Source organism: Serratia sp. PL7 (assembly GCF_945957435.1).
Genome location: NZ_CAMFLB010000031.1, coordinates 11223 through 26301, shown reverse-complemented (window position 1 = coordinate 26301; position 15079 = coordinate 11223). Strand labels below are relative to the sequence as shown.

General features: G+C 54.7%; 12 protein-coding genes. 6 read left to right on the top strand and 6 right to left on the bottom strand.

Features of this window, described 5'->3' with window-relative positions; genetic code table 11:
• Positions 1-107 precede the first annotated feature (107 nt).
• The gene (locus N6G83_RS47810) at positions 108-467 is read left to right on the top strand and encodes a DUF488 domain-containing protein (protein WP_211135357.1); all 360 of its coding nucleotides are present in this window, start codon (positions 108-110) and stop codon (positions 465-467) included.
• Here the strand turns inward: N6G83_RS47810 and N6G83_RS47805 are convergent.
• Entirely contained in the window at positions 464-1132 is a 669-nt protein-coding gene (locus N6G83_RS47805; RefSeq protein WP_211135359.1) for an OapA family protein, read from the bottom strand. The genes N6G83_RS47810 and N6G83_RS47805 overlap by 4 nt on opposite strands.
• 341 nt (positions 1133-1473) lie before the next feature.
• Between N6G83_RS47805 and N6G83_RS47800 the strand changes: the two genes are divergently transcribed.
• A complete protein-coding gene (locus N6G83_RS47800; protein ID WP_021179017.1) occupies positions 1474-2094 on the top strand; it encodes a peptidylprolyl isomerase in 621 nt (206 codons plus the stop codon).
• Between the two features lie 47 nt (positions 2095-2141).
• Here the strand turns inward: N6G83_RS47800 and ytfE are convergent, their stop codons facing one another.
• Positions 2142-2807, bottom strand: a complete 666-nt coding sequence (ytfE, locus tag N6G83_RS47795; RefSeq protein ID WP_211135361.1) for an iron-sulfur cluster repair protein YtfE — start codon at positions 2805-2807, stop codon at positions 2142-2144.
• Between the two features lie 120 nt (positions 2808-2927).
• Entirely contained in the window at positions 2928-4880 is a 1953-nt protein-coding gene (locus tag N6G83_RS47790; protein WP_211135363.1) for a bifunctional 2',3'-cyclic-nucleotide 2'-phosphodiesterase/3'-nucleotidase, read from the bottom strand.
• 254 nt (positions 4881-5134) lie between these two features.
• On the opposite strand from N6G83_RS47790, the gene cysQ reads away from it, so the two are divergent.
• Positions 5135-5875 (top strand): 3'(2'),5'-bisphosphate nucleotidase CysQ, encoded by a 741-nt coding sequence (cysQ, locus tag N6G83_RS47785; RefSeq protein ID WP_211135365.1) that lies wholly within the window; start codon positions 5135-5137, stop codon positions 5873-5875.
• 41 nt (positions 5876-5916) lie between these two features.
• Here cysQ and N6G83_RS47780 read toward each other — a convergent pair whose 3' ends face one another.
• Entirely contained in the window at positions 5917-6468 is a 552-nt protein-coding gene (locus N6G83_RS47780) for a YtfJ family protein (RefSeq protein WP_024529089.1), read from the bottom strand.
• Between the two features lie 330 nt (positions 6469-6798).
• Between N6G83_RS47780 and N6G83_RS47775 the strand changes: the two genes are divergently transcribed.
• Positions 6799-7005: a DUF1107 domain-containing protein gene (locus N6G83_RS47775; protein ID WP_021179022.1), complete on the top strand. Its 207-nt coding sequence runs from the start codon at positions 6799-6801 to the stop codon at positions 7003-7005.
• A gap of 79 nt (positions 7006-7084) precedes the next feature.
• Here the strand turns inward: N6G83_RS47775 and N6G83_RS47770 are convergent, their stop codons facing one another.
• Both N6G83_RS47770 and msrA read right to left on the bottom strand, forming a co-directional pair.
• A complete protein-coding gene (locus N6G83_RS47770; protein WP_021179023.1) occupies positions 7085-8416 on the bottom strand; it encodes a hemolysin family protein in 1332 nt (443 codons plus the stop codon).
• Between the two features lie 175 nt (positions 8417-8591).
• A complete protein-coding gene (msrA, locus tag N6G83_RS47765; RefSeq protein ID WP_143182300.1) occupies positions 8592-9230 on the bottom strand; it encodes a peptide-methionine (S)-S-oxide reductase MsrA in 639 nt (212 codons plus the stop codon).
• 289 nt (positions 9231-9519) lie between these two features.
• Between msrA and N6G83_RS47760 the strand changes: the two genes are divergently transcribed.
• Complete coding sequence (locus N6G83_RS47760; protein ID WP_024529086.1) at positions 9520-11256, top strand: autotransporter assembly complex protein TamA; 1737 nt, start codon at positions 9520-9522, stop codon at positions 11254-11256.
• A complete protein-coding gene (locus N6G83_RS47755; RefSeq protein ID WP_211135367.1) occupies positions 11253-15077 on the top strand; it encodes a translocation/assembly module TamB domain-containing protein in 3825 nt (1274 codons plus the stop codon). The genes N6G83_RS47760 and N6G83_RS47755 overlap by 4 nt, the downstream gene beginning before the upstream one ends.
• Positions 15078-15079: the final 2 nt, after the last annotated feature.

Here is a 15079-nt window from a genome sequence, read left to right as displayed (position 1 = left end):
GCTTTAGTACACCAAGTTAAAACGCCAGCCTAGTGCTGGCGTTTTGCTTTTCAGCGCCGGGTAAAACGCGCTACTCTGAGGCTATCTGTTGGCAAGGAGAGGCGAAAATGGCAGAAGTTATCTTACAGCGAGTCTACGATTTCAGCGGCCCGGCACCGGAGCACTGCTATCTGACTGACCGGCTATGGCCGCGCGGTGTGAGTAAGGAAAGGTTGCAGGGCGTCATCTGGCTTAAGCAGGTGGCACCGGATACGGCGTTACGCCAGTGGTTTCATCAGCATACTGACCAGTGGGATGAGTTTGTTGCACTCTATCGCCAACAGCTGGCCGCTAATGATGCCTGGCAGCCGCTGGTGGCGTTGTTAAGGAAAGGAGAACCGTTGACCCTACTGTATGGCAGCAAGGACACACAGCACAACCAAGGGGTTGTACTGCGTGATTTTCTGCTGGATCAGCTTCAAGATTAGCGAATGCGCAGGTAGCTGCCATCGCTCTGACGGCGAAACAGGACTTCACTGTTATCCACTGTGGTGACTGAGAGCGCGGTGATCACACCGTTAGCATTGCGTTCGATACGCACTTCTTGCCCGGCCTTCAGATTGCTGAGCGGCTTATCGTTGCCTTCAACCCGCGCCATGGCAAACACCTCGTTCACCGGCAGGTTGTTGTCACGGAACAGCTGCGCCAGGGTTTGGCCTGCCTGGATCTGATATCGCTGCCAACTATCGCTTTCGCCTGCCGTTTGCTGGCCGTCGTTTTGCAACTGAGCCTGTAACGGTATCTGGTTTTCCTGGCTGGTGACCGGGAACGGACGCGCGTTATCGTCGGAATACGGCCAAAGCAGCGACAGTAGCAGGATAGCACCAAAAATAATCACCCAACGGCGGTGAAAATACGGCAAAGGTTCCATCCAGTGGAGGCTGTCCGGCAGGTGCCATATTTTCAGCAACAACGCTTTGAGCCTTTGCCCCTTACCGCTCTGCTGTGGCGGTGGTGAGTCTGGCTCATCGGTGGTTGCTGGCGTTTCCGGTGCCGGACCAGGCTTCAGGCGTTGGCTCAGATTCAGCCAGGTGCGCAGCAATGGCTGGTAGACACGGGTGGTTTTCCTTCTCCTGGGCGCGATTCTGCCCATGGTGACCTCTCTTCAACTGCGTAAAATTGTCACTTTACAAAAAGTGTATCGCTGACCCCAGTATACCCTATGGTTTCAAGCCGCAGTGCACTTGTGCACCGTCAGGGGCGAATAGTCTCTGCACTGCGCCACTTCGATGCCAGCCTTGAGCCGTACCGGGTCTATATCGCTAACTGTTTGAAGCGATTGGTAGCCGAGAGAATAATGACACCAAACGTTAACAGCAGGTTATTGTTTCTTTTTCTACGACAAAAGTCATCATTCTCCACACAAGATTTTACCCGGCTTTGCCGCGCTGTTATGCTGCGCTTTCGACTTTTTACAGACTAAAGGAAAACCCCATGACAACCCCTTCTTTTGATAGCGTTGAAGCGCAAGCAAGTTACGGGATTGGTTTACAGGTCGGTCAGCAACTGCAAGAGTCCGGCCTGCAAGGTTTACAACCAGAAGCTCTGCTGGCTGGCCTGCGTGACGCGCTGGAAGGGAATGCCCCGGCGGTTCCGGTAGATGTGGTCCATCGTGCGCTGCGTGAAATCCACGAACGTGCGGATGCTGTGCGTCTTGAGCGCCAGCAGGCGATGGCCGTTGAAGGCCAGAAGTTCCTGGAAGATAACGCCAAGCGTGACGAAGTGACGCTGACCGAGTCTGGCCTGCAGTTCTCCGTGCTGGAGCAAGGCAATGGCCCAATCCCATCACGTCAGGATCGCGTGCGTGTGCATTACACCGGTCGCCTGATCAACGGTGATGTGTTCGACAGCTCCGTTGAACGTGGTCAACCCGCCGAGTTCCCGGTCAGCGGTGTGATCCCAGGCTGGATCGAAGCTCTGACGCTGATGCCGGTTGGCTCAAAATGGCAGCTGTATATCCCTCACAACCTGGCCTATGGCGAGCGTGGTGCAGGAGCATCCATCCCGCCATTCAGCGCGCTGGTGTTTGACGTTGAGCTGCTCGAAATTCTGTAATCTACGTTGTGTCCCTCTCCCTTTGGGAGAGGGTTTAGGGGGAGGGGCTATTTGCCGCTCAGTGCGCGTGGGAACAGTAGGTTGTTCTCCAGATGGATATGCTCCATCAGATCGCTGATAAACGTATTGATACCACTGTACAGCGCCTGCCAGGTATTGCATGCCCCATCAGGTGGCGTGACGTTGTTGGTGAGGAATTTCACCACCTCCAACTGCTCGCCAGCCTCATCATGTTCATGTTCCATCACCGAAATCGGCCCTGCCGCCTGTTGCCCCATGCCTTGTTTAATCAGCGGGAACAGGATCTGTTCTTCCTTCATCATGTGATTTTCCAGATCGAGCCGGATCAGGTTTAGCTGCTTGGCCAGTCCGCGTGGGCAGGTGGGCTTGTCGCCGTGAACGCGTTCAACCTTTTCCGCCATCAACACCAGTTCTGACAGCTGTTCACGGTGGCGTTGGTGGAAGCGTGGCAGGATGTAATCGATGATCTCAGCCAGCGGAGCCCGGCGCCAATCGCGGGTATCCACCGGGTCTGCCGCCAGCGCGGCCAACTCACTTTCCAACTGATCCAGATCCAGTTCTTTGCGGCTGGCAGCGCGCTCCAGGGTTTGTTTACCCCCGCAGCAAAAGTCCAGATCGTAGTCGCGGAACAGCTTGCTGGCACGTGGGATCGCGATGGCGAGTGCGCCTAGGGATTGGTTACGGTAATCCATGATGATGCCCCTTTAAAGGAAGAAAACTATAACATGCATTTTAAATGCAATTTAAAGGGGGCGCCATGGTTAAAAAGGGGTAGAGGCTAAAAGGCGCGCCGTAACGCGCCTAACGCGCAATTATTTGGCTTGTAGGTCGATCTTATACAGCTCAAAGCCGATGCTGTCGTTACCCGCCGATTTCATAGGATACTGGGCGTTATCCTTAATAAATGCAGCAGCCTTCTCGCTAGGGGAGGTCTCAAAGCGGATATCCAGCGGCTGTGGGCTGTGGAAGCTGGCCAAACGCCAGTTATTGTCCGCCTGTGGATGCACCGCGCCGTGCTTCTGGGTTTCTTCGCTGATGTAGGCCGCCAATACCGCGCGGTTCTCATCCGGTGAAGCAAAGGCAATATGCTTATCGCCCGTTCCGGCAAACTTACCGCCGTAGGCACGGTAGTTGTTGGTCGCAACCAGGAACTGGGCGTCAGGATCGATCGGCTTGCCCTTAAAGGTCAGCTGCTTGATACGCTCCGCCTGGTCATTGATCAGCGTACACTCTCCGTCGTAACGTGCCGGTTGGCTGACGTCGATTTGATAATTGACGCCGTCGATCACGTCAAAATTATAGGTGCGGAAACCGTCCCAATTGATCAGCCCCTGCGGTTTGCTACTGTTAACGTCAATTTGGTTGAACTGCCCGGCGGAGCACTCCAGCCACTCTTTCACTTCCTTACCGCTGGCTTTAACCACCACCAAGGTATTCGGGTAGAGATAGAGATCGGCGGCATTGCGGAAGGTGAGCTGGCCTTTTTCCACCTCGACAAAGCTGGCGGGATCGTTCTTGCGGCCGCCCACTTTGAACGGTGCTGCAGCGGCCAATACCGGCAGATCGGCCAGATCCGGATCGCCTTGAATATAACGCTCAACGTAGGCTCTTTGCGCATTGTTGACGATCTGCACGGTAGGATCGTCCTGGATCAGGGCCAGATAGCTGTACATATTGCCGTCCGACTTGCCGATAGGCTTGCTGACGAACTCACGCGTTCCCTTATGATCTTCCTCTAACACCTTGACCAGCGCGGGATCTTCCGCTGCCAACGAACGCTTGTTCTCTTTGTCATAAACCGGCCTGGCCTGTGCCTTCGCTGCGGTAACCTTCCAATTTCCCTCATCGTTATTCAATTGCAGATCCACGATGCCGAGATGATCGCCCCATTGGCCGGGCATCACCGCAGGTACGCCGTTCAGCAGGCCTTTATCGATATCCGCGCCTTTGATATTGGCGAAATCCTTGCTGGGGAACACCGCGTGCGCATGGCCGAACATGATGGCATCGATGCCTGGAACCTGGCTGAGGTAGTACACCGAGTTTTCCGCCATGGCCTTATAGGGATCGCTGGAAAGGCCAGAGTGGGGGATCGCGACGACCAGATCGGCACCTTGTTTGCGCATTTCCGGTACATAGCGTTTGGCGGTTTCGGTGATGTCGTTTACGGTCACTTTCCCCTGCAGGTTGGCTTTGTCCCACACCAGGATCTGCGGCGGCACGAAGCCGATATAGCCGATACGTAAAGTATGAGCTTGGCCATCACGGTCTTTTACCGGGGTATCGACAATAATGTAGGGAGTGAACAACGGTTTTTGCGTGGTGGCATCAATAACGTTGGCGTTGACGTAGGGGAATTTGGCACCGGCCAGGGCATTCTTCAGATAGTCGAGCCCGTAGTTGAACTCGTGATTACCGATATTGCCCACCACATAATCCAGGGTATTCATCGCCTTGTAGACCGGGTGGGTATCGCCAGGTTTCAAGCCCTTGGCGGCCATATAGTCAGCCATTGGGCTGCCCTGGATGATGTCACCGTTATCGACCAGCACGCTGTTGGTCACCTGCTGGCGAGCGTGTTGGATCAGGCTGGCGGTGCGCACCAGGCCGAATTTATCGGTGGGCTTATCCTTGTAATAGTCGAAGTCCATCATATTGCCGTGCAGATCGCTGGTTTCCAGCACGCGCAGGTCAACCGTGGCTGCCTGCGTTGAGGCGCAAACCAGCAGGGCCAGGGCAGATAGTCCCAAAGGGCGCTTGATCATGGTTATCTCCATTGGATTAATCTTAGAGTGGCATCTCAAAGGGGTATGTAATTACCACTCTCTTTATCAGCAAACTGTGAAGTCTGGCATAAATTGGCCGAATGTAACGGACAGATATGCAAAGTTGTGACAGAGAAGACTTGAATAAATACCGCAGCTTAGCGAGTTGAGATGGATATTCCGCCCAAAAAAAACTAGGCTGCAAGCTATAGAAAGGGGAAATGTCCCACGGAACTTAATGTCTGAGGTGCACTATGTTGGAGCAGATTTGCCAACTGTCCCGCGAGGCGGGTTCGGCGATCATGGCGGTATATCATGGTGAACAACCGCTTGATGTGGCGCAGAAAAAAGATGATTCACCGGTGACTGCCGCGGATTTGGCCGCGCACCATATTATCAAACGAGGTCTGGCGGCACTGACGCCGGAGATCCCACTGCTCTCAGAGGAAGACCCTCCTGCCTGGGAAGTCCGCCGTAACTGGACGCGTTACTGGCTGGTCGATCCGTTGGACGGTACCAAAGAGTTTTTAAACCGTAACGGTGAGTTCACGGTCAATATCGCGCTGATCGAAGAGGGTGAGGCGGTAATGGGAGTGGTCTATGCTCCGGCGATGGACGTGCTGTATCTGGCCGAACGCGGCAAGGCCTGGAAGGAAGAGGGGGGCCGACGTCGTGAGATTAGCGTCAGTAATGCCGAGCTACCGTTGGTAGTGGTCAGCCGCTCTCATAGTGATGAGGAATTACAGGATTATCTGCAACAGTTGGGCGCACACCAAACCATCTCTGTAGGTTCGTCACTGAAGTTCTGCCTGGTGGCGGAAGGGCGGGCGCAGCTTTACCCACGGTTTGGGCCAACCAATATCTGGGATACGGCGGCAGGGCACGCGGTAGCGGTAGCAGCCGGGGCTCAGATCCACGATTGGCAGGGCAAGCCGCTGTTATACACCCCGCGTGAGTCTTTCCTGAACCCTGGCTTTAGGGTTTCTCTGTTTTAGGCTGCGCACCGCGTATCGCCGTGCGGGACGCCGTTTAAGCGCTATTTCAGCAACTGGTGCAGCATCTCCATCACCTGCTGCACCTCTTGCGGCGTCAGTGCGCCATCTTTGGCAAACTGGATCTTGCCTTCTTTATCGAGCACCACAATTGCCGAGCCTTTTGGTTGCAGGTCCCAGGCTTTTTTGACGTTGCCATTACTGTCGACAATGAACTGCGACCAAGGGAACTCTTTCTTGCTGTCTTCAATACTGTTACGCACAAAGATGGCGGTGCCGATGATGGCGTCGTCGGTATTGACGATGGTCGTCGTTTGGTAACGATCGTGCGGTAGCTTAGCGGCTTTGATGGCTTCAATCAGCGGATCGTTGAGCTCTTTGGCCGAAGTGCGGCCAGCAATATGTTGCACCACTCGCACTTTTCCACTGAGCTGCGCGCTATTCCAACCTTTGTAGCTAAACTTATTATCAACATAGTCCAACTCACCTTTATCGCTGACGCCGATAGGTGCCACGCGCTGGTGGAGCTGAAGGTTGTGAGCAGAGGCCAACATCGGGGCCAACAGCAGCGATATTATCAGCATGCTATTTTTCATGCGTTCTCCTGCAGAGGGAAATAAGTCTCAATATGACTCAAGGTGATTAAAGCATAGGTGCTCATCCGAGGTCTGTCCTGTTAACCGGATCGCAGTTTTTCCTTCTGGAGACAATTACGCGCTTTTTGAATGGATATACTGCAAAGGTTATAAATAGGTATACACAATTCTGTCAGCAAGTGTAAATCCAGGATAGAAATCCAGGCGAAGTTGAACGAAATGGTCTTTACTCAGTCTACTAGAAAGCAATCAAGTTGCGCTCCGAATGTCGAGGTGGCCACTTTGGCCGCTCGCTGAGCGCATGGATCCAATGGGAGGAGAGTAACAACTATGAGAATCTTCCAGCGTTATAACCCACTGAAAGTGGCTACGTATGTAAAAACCCTGTTCCGGGGGCGGCTGTACATCAAGGATGTGGGGGCGTTCGAATTCGACAAGGGGAAAATCCTGTTGCCGAAGGTTCGTGACAAACGCCACTTCAATGTGATGTCAGAAGTTAACCGGCAGGTGTTGTTACTGCAGGCCGAAATGGGCTAAAGCGCGATGTATGGAGTACCTGCAAAGCAAAGTAACTGCGGCCCCTTAGGGGCCGCTAATGTTTCTACCGCAGGAGAATTTAGGCCTGAGGTGTTTCATCTGGGGCTTTTGGTAGCACGGTGATCGGTTTGTCGACCAGCCTGGTGACCAATAGCTGATCAATTTTGTAGCTGTCGATATCGACCACTTCAAACTTGTACCCGGCATATTTTACAAAGTCGGTGCGCTTCGGGATTTTGCGCAGCATGTACATCATAAAGCCGCCAATGGTTTCGTAGTTGCCAGCCTGTGGGAACTCATCGATATGCAGTACACGCATCACGTCTTCGATTGGCGTCCCACCTTCAATCAGCCACGAGTTCTCATCACGCGTCACGATCTGCTCTTCCTGGCCTTGGCCTACCAGGTCACCCATCAGCGTGGTCATCACATCGTTCAGCGTAATAATCCCGACCACCAAAGCATATTCATTGAGGATCACCGCAAAGTCCTCACCCGCGGTTTTAAAGCTTTCCAGCGCTTCTGACAGGGTCAGAGTATCCGGCACGATCAGCGCCGAGCGGATCTGCACACCGCTGCTCAGTACCAGGCTCTGGTTGCCCAAAACGCGGTTCAGCAGGTCTTTGGAGTCAACATAGCCAACGACCTGATCGATATGGCCGTCGCATACCAGGAACTTGGAATGCGGGTGAGTGGAGATCTTTTCTTTAATACTGTCTTCGCTTTCCCGCAGGTCGAAGTAAATCACGCTTTCGCGGGACGTCATCGAAGAGGGCACGGTGCGCGATTCCAACTCGAAGACGTTTTCAATCAGCTCATGTTCCTGTTTGCGCAGTACCCCGGCCAGCGCGCCAGCTTCCACCACCGCGTAAATATCTTCGGAGGTGATGTCGTCTTTACGCATCATCGGCAGCTTGAACATGCGGAAAATCAGGTTTGCCATGCCGTTGAAGAACCAGACCAGCGGGCGGAACAGCATGATCGAGAAACGCATCGGGTTGATGATCCGGACGGCAACCGTCTCTGGTGCAATCATACCGATGCGCTTCGGCGTTAAATCCGCGAACAGGATGAACATGCTGGTCACCATCACAAACGAGCACATAAAGCTTACCTGTTCGGAAATCTCGGGTGACAGAAAACGGTCGAAAATCAATTTGAAACTGGGGGAGAAGGCTGCATCGCCAACGATACCGCCGAGGATGGCCACGGCGTTGAGGCCGATTTGCACCACGGTAAAGAAAATACCCGGGGTTTCCTGCAGCTTAAGGACCCTGGCGGCATTGATGTTACCTTCATCAGCCATCAGTTTGAGTTTGATCTTGCGTGACGCAGCCAGAGAGATTTCTGAAAGCGAGAAAAACGCACTCACTGCGATCAGAAAAAGAATCAGTAAAATACTGTTTAACATAGTCTATCCATTCGTACCGACGGGATGTCGGCGATCTTTCGGAGGGGTAATACCGTTTAAAAAGGTGGATCCAAGGTGCGTTATATCACGCGCCCACAAAAGCGGGCCGCAAACGCGGCCCAACACAGTATAGCAGTTGCCCCGTGAGGGCCGCCAGTGGTTAAAAATTAACAGCTTAACCCTGTGGAGGCAGGCACACCCCAATGCCGCCCAGGCCACAATAGCCGCCTGGATTCTTATGCAGGTATTGTTGGTGGTCATCTTCTGCATAGTAGAAAGGCAGTGCCGGTGCGATTTCAGTGGTGATGGTGCGCTGATCGCCCGCTTTATCCATCGCCTGTTGGAATGCTTGCAGGCTTTGCTCCGCTTCGGCCTGTTGTTCTGCATCCAGGTAGTAAATAGCAGAGCGGTATTGGGTACCGATATCCCCGCCCTGACGCATGCCCTGCGCAGGATCGTGGTTTTCCCAGAATACCTGTAACAGTTGGCGATAGCTGATGACCTGCGGGTCAAAGACTACGCGTACCACTTCGGCATGCCCAGTCTGGCCGCTGCATACCTCGCGATAGGTTGGATTTGGCGTATAGCCACCGCTGTAACCTGCGGCAGTGCTATAAATCCCCGGCTGCTGCCAAAACAGGCGTTCAACGCCCCAAAAGCAGCCCATGCCGAAGATGGCCGTTGCCATCGCCTCGGGTACGAAGGTCATGGAGTGGCCGGTCACCTCGTTAAGCGCAGCGACGGGCATTGGCGTTGTACGGCCAGGAAGCGCACTTGCCTTATCGATGTTGTGAGACTTATCAAAAGATTGCATCATGTTTGACTCCCATTGCCATAATAAGAATTAGCCTAATAGGGACGCGTGTCAGTTGTAACTGGCCGCTTCTTTGCCCACAATAAGCCCTATCTAAGGTTTATGTATCAGCTTAACGCAGTATTTTGAGCGCCAAAAGCTAAGAATGCGTCTTGTTTTCGGTAACGGTCGATGCCGCATGGGCAGCGTCTGGGATCTAAAGGTAAGGGGGGCAGTCTGATAGCGCAGCACCGCCCCAGCACCAGAGCAAAGGTACTGACAGGACAGAAAAATCAATTAAGGAGCACCTGTGCCACGATATCGTGTCCTTTGCATGTTATGTGCGCTATTCGTTACGCCGTCGGTGTTAGCAGCGAATGTGCGGCTGCAGGTTGACGGCCTGAGTGGGGATTTGGAGCGCAACGTTCGTGTGCGCCTTTCGGCGATCACGCCGGAAGAGGTTAATGCCGAAGGGCGTTTTCGCGCTCGGGTGGATGCTGCCATCCGCCTGGGGTTGCGGCCGTTGGGCTATTATCAGCCTACGATTGAATTCACCTTTGATGATAACCCGAAGCTTTCGCGGCCGGTATTGATCGCCAAGGTCGATCCGGGTGAACCGGTGCGTATTGCAGGTGTGGATATCCAGCTGCAAGGCGGGGCCAGAACCGACGAAGATTACCTGAATCTGGTCAGAACCGATCGCCCAACGATTGGCGAGATCCTCAACCATGGTCAGTTCGACAGTTTTAAAAGTTCGCTGACCAACCTGGCGCTGCGTAAAGGCTATTTTGATGCTCAAATGCTCAAGAGCCAACTTGGCGTGGCGGAAGAGTTGCATAAGGCGTTCTGGGACATTGATTTCGACAGTGGTGAGCGCTATCACTTCGGCAAAGTGATTTTCAAGGGCTCGCAAATCCGCGAGGACTATCTGCAAAATCTGCTTCCCTTCCATCAGGGGGATTATTACAGTTCGAACGATCTTGCCGAACTTAACCGCCGTTTATCTGCCACCAACTGGTTCAACTCGGTGGTGGTGTCTCCAGACTTTACCGACTCTAAAGAGAGCAAGATCCTGCCGTTAGATGCGGTGGTGACGCCACGAAGCAGCAATATCGTGGAGCTAGGTGGTGGTTTTTCTACCGACATTGGCCCGCGTGTACGGGGAACCTGGCGTAAGCCCTGGCTGAACGATCGGGGCCACAGCCTGACCACCACCGCCAGTATTTCCGCGCCAGAGCAGCAGTTGGATCTGACCTACAAAATCCCGTTGCTGCGTAGCCCGCTGGAACAGTATTACCTGTTGCAGGCCGGTTTCAAACGTACGGACCTGAACGATACTCAATCTGACAGTACCAAGGTCGTGGCTTCTCGTAACTGGGATCTTTCCAGCGGTTGGCAGCGTGCGATCAACCTCAGCTGGCGTCTGGACCACTTTACCCAAGGTACCGTCACCAATACCACCATGCTGCTTTATCCTGGTGTGTCCATCAACCGTACGCGTTCACGCGGTGGCCTGATGCCGGTATGGGGCGATAGCCAGCGCTACTCCATTGACGTGTCGGATACCACTTGGGGCTCCGGGGTCGATTTTGCGCTACTGCAGGCGCAGAACGTCTGGATCCGCACCTTGGGCGAGAAAAACCGCTTTGTGGTCCGTGGCCAGGTCGGCTGGATCGAAACCAACGATTTTGACAAGGTGCCGCCGGATTTGCGCTTCTTCGCCGGTGGCGATCGCAGTATCCGTGGTTATAAATTCCAGGGCATTTCCCCGCGTGGAGATGATGGCAAGCTGACCGGTGCCTCTAAAATGGTGACGGGGTCGCTTGAGTATCAATATAACGTCACCGGCCGTTGGTGGGGGGCGATGTTTGTGGATTCCGGGCAGGCGGTCAATAAATTCTCAGACAGCGATTTCAAGACGGGGGCGGGCGTCGGCGTGCGCTGGCAGTCGCCGGTAGGGCCGGTGAAACTGGATATCGCCGCGCCGGTTGGGGATAAAGAGACCCACGGCCTACAGTTTTATATCGGTTTGGGGCCTGAACTATGAGCCTGATAAAAAAGATTTGTCTGGGATTTTTGATCCTGCTGTTGCTGCTGATCGGCACGTTGGCGTTTTTGCTTGGCACCACGACCGGCTTGCATATGGTGATCAACGGGGCTGCCCGCTGGGTACCCGGGTTAGAAATTGCGGAGGTCAGCGGTGGCTGGCGCGATCTGACCCTGAAAGGCGTGAAGTATCAGATGCCGGGCGTGGCGGTTAACGCCGGGCAGTTCCATCTCTCGCTCGATCTCTCCTGTTTTAAACGCAGTTCATTGTGTGTCAATGCGCTGACCGCACAGGATGTTGATGTGGTGGTGAAAACCGCCGAAATGGCGCCTTCTGCGCCGGTTGAGGAAAGCAGCGAACCGATCGGCGATCTCAGCACGCCTTATCCCATTACCCTGCGTAAGCTGGCGTTGAATAACGTCAAGGTTACCGTGGACGACACGGCGATCTCGCTGGGGGAATTCAGCACTGGCGCACAGTGGCAGGAACGTGCGTTGACGTTGATGCCAACTACGGTTCGCGCTTTGCTGGTCGCCTTGCCAAAAACGCCGGTCAACCCTTTACCGGAGGCGCTGCAGCCAGCTGCGGAGAAAGTGGCGGACAAGTTGGCAGAGAAAACGCCGGTTGTGCCAGCATTGGTGCCACCGCCAGTGGAAGAGAAACCGTTGGGCGAAACCCTGAAGGCGCTGTTTGCCAAACCGCTGCTGCCGGATCTGCCAGAAATTCGTCTGCCGCTTGATATTACCGTTGAGGAAATCAACGGCGAGCAGCTACATCTGACCGGGGACACTGAGGTGTCGATCACCCGCTTGCAGCTGCAGGCCAACACCAAAGATCAGCACATTCAGTTGGATCGCTTTGACGTGAGATCGCCGCAAGGCATGATTTCCGCCAAAGGGCAGGCAACGCTGACCGGCACTTGGCCGGTGGAGATGGTGGCCAACAGCACGCTGAATATCGATCCGCTGAAAGGCGAGAAGATGAAGCTGAATGTGTCTGGTGGGCTTCGTGAAGAGCTGAAAGTAGCGCTTAACCTGTCTGGCCCTGTTGGTGCGCAGCTGGATGTGCAAACCCAGTTGGCAGAGGTGGGGTTGCCCTTGGCGTTGACGCTGCAAAGCAAACAGCTGAAATGGCCGCTGACCGGCGAGGCGCAGTATCAGGTTAATGACTTCCGCCTGCGCTTTAACGGCAAGGCCGCGGATTATGCGTTATCTACCCGCGCCAATTTCAAAGGCCAGGATCTGCCACCAGCAGTGCTACAGCTGGATGGTAAAGGTAACCTTGAACAGTTCAGGCTCGAGCGCTTGCGGTTGGTTGCGCTGGAGGGGAATACCGATCTGACGGCGCTGGTGGACTGGAGTAAAGCGATCAGTTGGACATCACAACTGACGCTTTCAGGCATTAATACCGCCAAGCAATGGCCGGAATGGCCAGCGCGCTTGGAAGGGAAAATCACTACCCGTGGCAGTCTGCACGGCGGCAGTTGGCAATTACAGGTACCGGTGCTGCAGCTTGACGGCAATGTGAAACAAAACAAGGTATCGGCACGTGGTTCCCTGCGTGGCAATGCGGCCGGGCAGTGGACGATCCCAGGTATCGATCTGGCGTTAGGGCGCAATACGCTCAACGTCAAAGGCCAGTTGGATGAGAAAAGCTGGGTGCTGGATGCCAATGTTGATGCAGCACATCTCGATGGCGCTTTGCCTGGCCTTGCTGGGAATGTCCGCGGGCAGTTGAAACTGCGCGGGAATATGCAGGCACCACAGTTATTGGCAGACCTGACCGCGACAGGCCTGCAATGGCAGGCGCTGCACATCAATCGGATTAAGGTCAACGGCGATGTCCGTTCCAGCGATCAGATCCAGGGGCAGCTGGCGGTACGGGTTGAACAGCTCAAACAGGATACGTTGCAGGTCAATCTGTTGACGTTGGATGCCAAAGGCAGCGAGCGCCAACATCGGTTGCAATTGAATATCGATGGCAAGCCAGTCTCCGGGCAATTGGCGCTGGAGGGCAGCTTTGATCGCCAGCAACAACGCTGGCGAGGCAACCTGAACAACACTCGCTTTGATACGCCGGTAGGCGAATGGCGTCTTAGCCGTGCCATCGCGTTGGATTACCTGAATACGCAACAGAAGATCAGCGTAGGACCGCATTGCTGGGTGAACCCGAATGCTGAGCTGTGCGTTCCTAGAACCATCGAGGCGGGGGCCAGCGGCCAGGCCAGCGTAGTACTCAACCGCTTTGACCTGGCGATGATCAAACCGTTCCTCGGGCCGGATACCTCCATGAACGGGGTCTTTACTGGTCGAGCTGACGTGAGTTGGCAACCGGGGGGCGCATTGCCACAGGCGAAGGTTTCACTAGTGGGCAAAGGGGTGAAAGTGGTGCAGCAGGTGCAAGGCAACGCATTGCCGATTGCCTTTGACACGCTAAACCTCAATGCAGGACTGAACAATGGCCGGGCGCAGGCAGACTGGCTGATCAAGCTGACCAATAACGGCCAGTTTAACGGCAACGTTCAGATCGCCGATCCGCAGGTACGCCGCACTATCAGCGGCAACGTAAATATCACCAATGTGTCGCTGGCGCTGCTTAACCCGATACTGACGCAGGGCGAGAAAGCTGCGGGGATGCTGAATGCCAACCTGCAATTAGGCGGTAATGCGCAGAATCCGCTGGTGTTTGGCCGTCTGGCGTTGGATAAGGTGGCGATCGTTGGCCACTGGATGCCGTTTGATATGACCGAAGGCCGCCTGGCGATGAACTTCAACGGGATGACCTCGACCCTGGAGGGATTGCTGGCGACCACTCATGGGCAGCTCAACCTTGCCGGGGATGCCGACTGGCGGGATATCAATGCCTGGCGTGCACGTATTGCAGCCAAGGGCGATCGGCTACGGGTGACCCTGCCGCCAATGATACGTATTGATGTTTCGCCGGATGTGGTATTTGAAGCCACGCCGCAGCTGTTCTCACTCAACGGTAGCGTAGCTATCCCTTGGGCGCGCATCACGGTGCAGGAGCTACCAGAAAGTGCGGTCGGAGTTTCTCCTGATGAAGTGATGTTGAATAACCAGCTCAAGCCGATCCAACCGGCGACGGCAGGGATCCCAATCAACAGTAACCTGACGATCCGCGTGGGTAACGACGTGCGTCTGGATGCATTTGGTCTGAAAGCCAGCCTGCGTGGCGATCTGCGTGTGGCACAGGACCAAAATGGTCTGGGGGTGCATGGCCAGATTAATATTCCATCGGGGCGCTTCCATGCTTATGGTCAGGATCTGCTCGTGCGCAAAGGCCAACTGATCTTCTCTGGGCCACCGGATCAACCGCTGCTGAATATTGAGGCGATCCGTAATCCGGACGCTACGGAAAATGATGTGACCGCCGGTGTCCGCGTGACCGGCATGGCCGATGCGCCAAGGTTGGAAGTGTTCTCCGATCCGGTCATGTCTCAGCAAGAAGCGCTGTCTTACCTGCTGCGCGGCCAGGGATTAGGGGCTGGCGGTGCCGATGGCAATGCCATGACCTCAATGTTAATTGGCATGGGGGTTGCACAAAGTGGTCAACTTGTGGGTAAAATCGGCGAGGCGTTTGGCGTAAGTAATCTGGCCCTGGATACCGAGGGAGTTGGCGACAGCTCTCAGGTAGTGGTGAGCGGCTATGTCCTCCCTGGCTTACAAGTAAAATATGGGGTGGGGATCTTCGACTCATTGGCCACGCTGACGTTGCGATACCGCCTGATGCCTAGGTTGTATCTGGAAGCGGTGTCTGGTCTCGACCAGGCACTGGATGTGCTCTATCAGTTTGAGTTTTAGCT

What these genes read in the sequence shown, in the direction of transcription:
- N6G83_RS47810 (WP_211135357.1), top strand. Translation starts at nt 108, where the DNA reads ATGGCAGAAGTTATCTTACAGCGAGTCTACGATTTCAGCGGCCCGGCA.
- N6G83_RS47805 (WP_211135359.1), bottom strand. Translation starts at nt 1,132, where the DNA reads ATGGGCAGAATCGCGCCCAGGAGAAGGAAAACCACCCGTGTCTACCAG.
- N6G83_RS47800 (WP_021179017.1), top strand. Translation starts at nt 1,474, where the DNA reads ATGACAACCCCTTCTTTTGATAGCGTTGAAGCGCAAGCAAGTTACGGG.
- ytfE (WP_211135361.1), bottom strand. Translation starts at nt 2,807, where the DNA reads ATGGATTACCGTAACCAATCCCTAGGCGCACTCGCCATCGCGATCCCA.
- N6G83_RS47790 (WP_211135363.1), bottom strand. Translation starts at nt 4,880, where the DNA reads ATGATCAAGCGCCCTTTGGGACTATCTGCCCTGGCCCTGCTGGTTTGC.
- cysQ (WP_211135365.1), top strand. Translation starts at nt 5,135, where the DNA reads ATGTTGGAGCAGATTTGCCAACTGTCCCGCGAGGCGGGTTCGGCGATC.
- N6G83_RS47780 (WP_024529089.1), bottom strand. Translation starts at nt 6,468, where the DNA reads ATGAAAAATAGCATGCTGATAATATCGCTGCTGTTGGCCCCGATGTTG.
- N6G83_RS47775 (WP_021179022.1), top strand. Translation starts at nt 6,799, where the DNA reads ATGAGAATCTTCCAGCGTTATAACCCACTGAAAGTGGCTACGTATGTA.
- N6G83_RS47770 (WP_021179023.1), bottom strand. Translation starts at nt 8,416, where the DNA reads ATGTTAAACAGTATTTTACTGATTCTTTTTCTGATCGCAGTGAGTGCG.
- msrA (WP_143182300.1), bottom strand. Translation starts at nt 9,230, where the DNA reads ATGCAATCTTTTGATAAGTCTCACAACATCGATAAGGCAAGTGCGCTT.
- N6G83_RS47755 (WP_211135367.1), top strand. Translation starts at nt 11,253, where the DNA reads ATGAGCCTGATAAAAAAGATTTGTCTGGGATTTTTGATCCTGCTGTTG.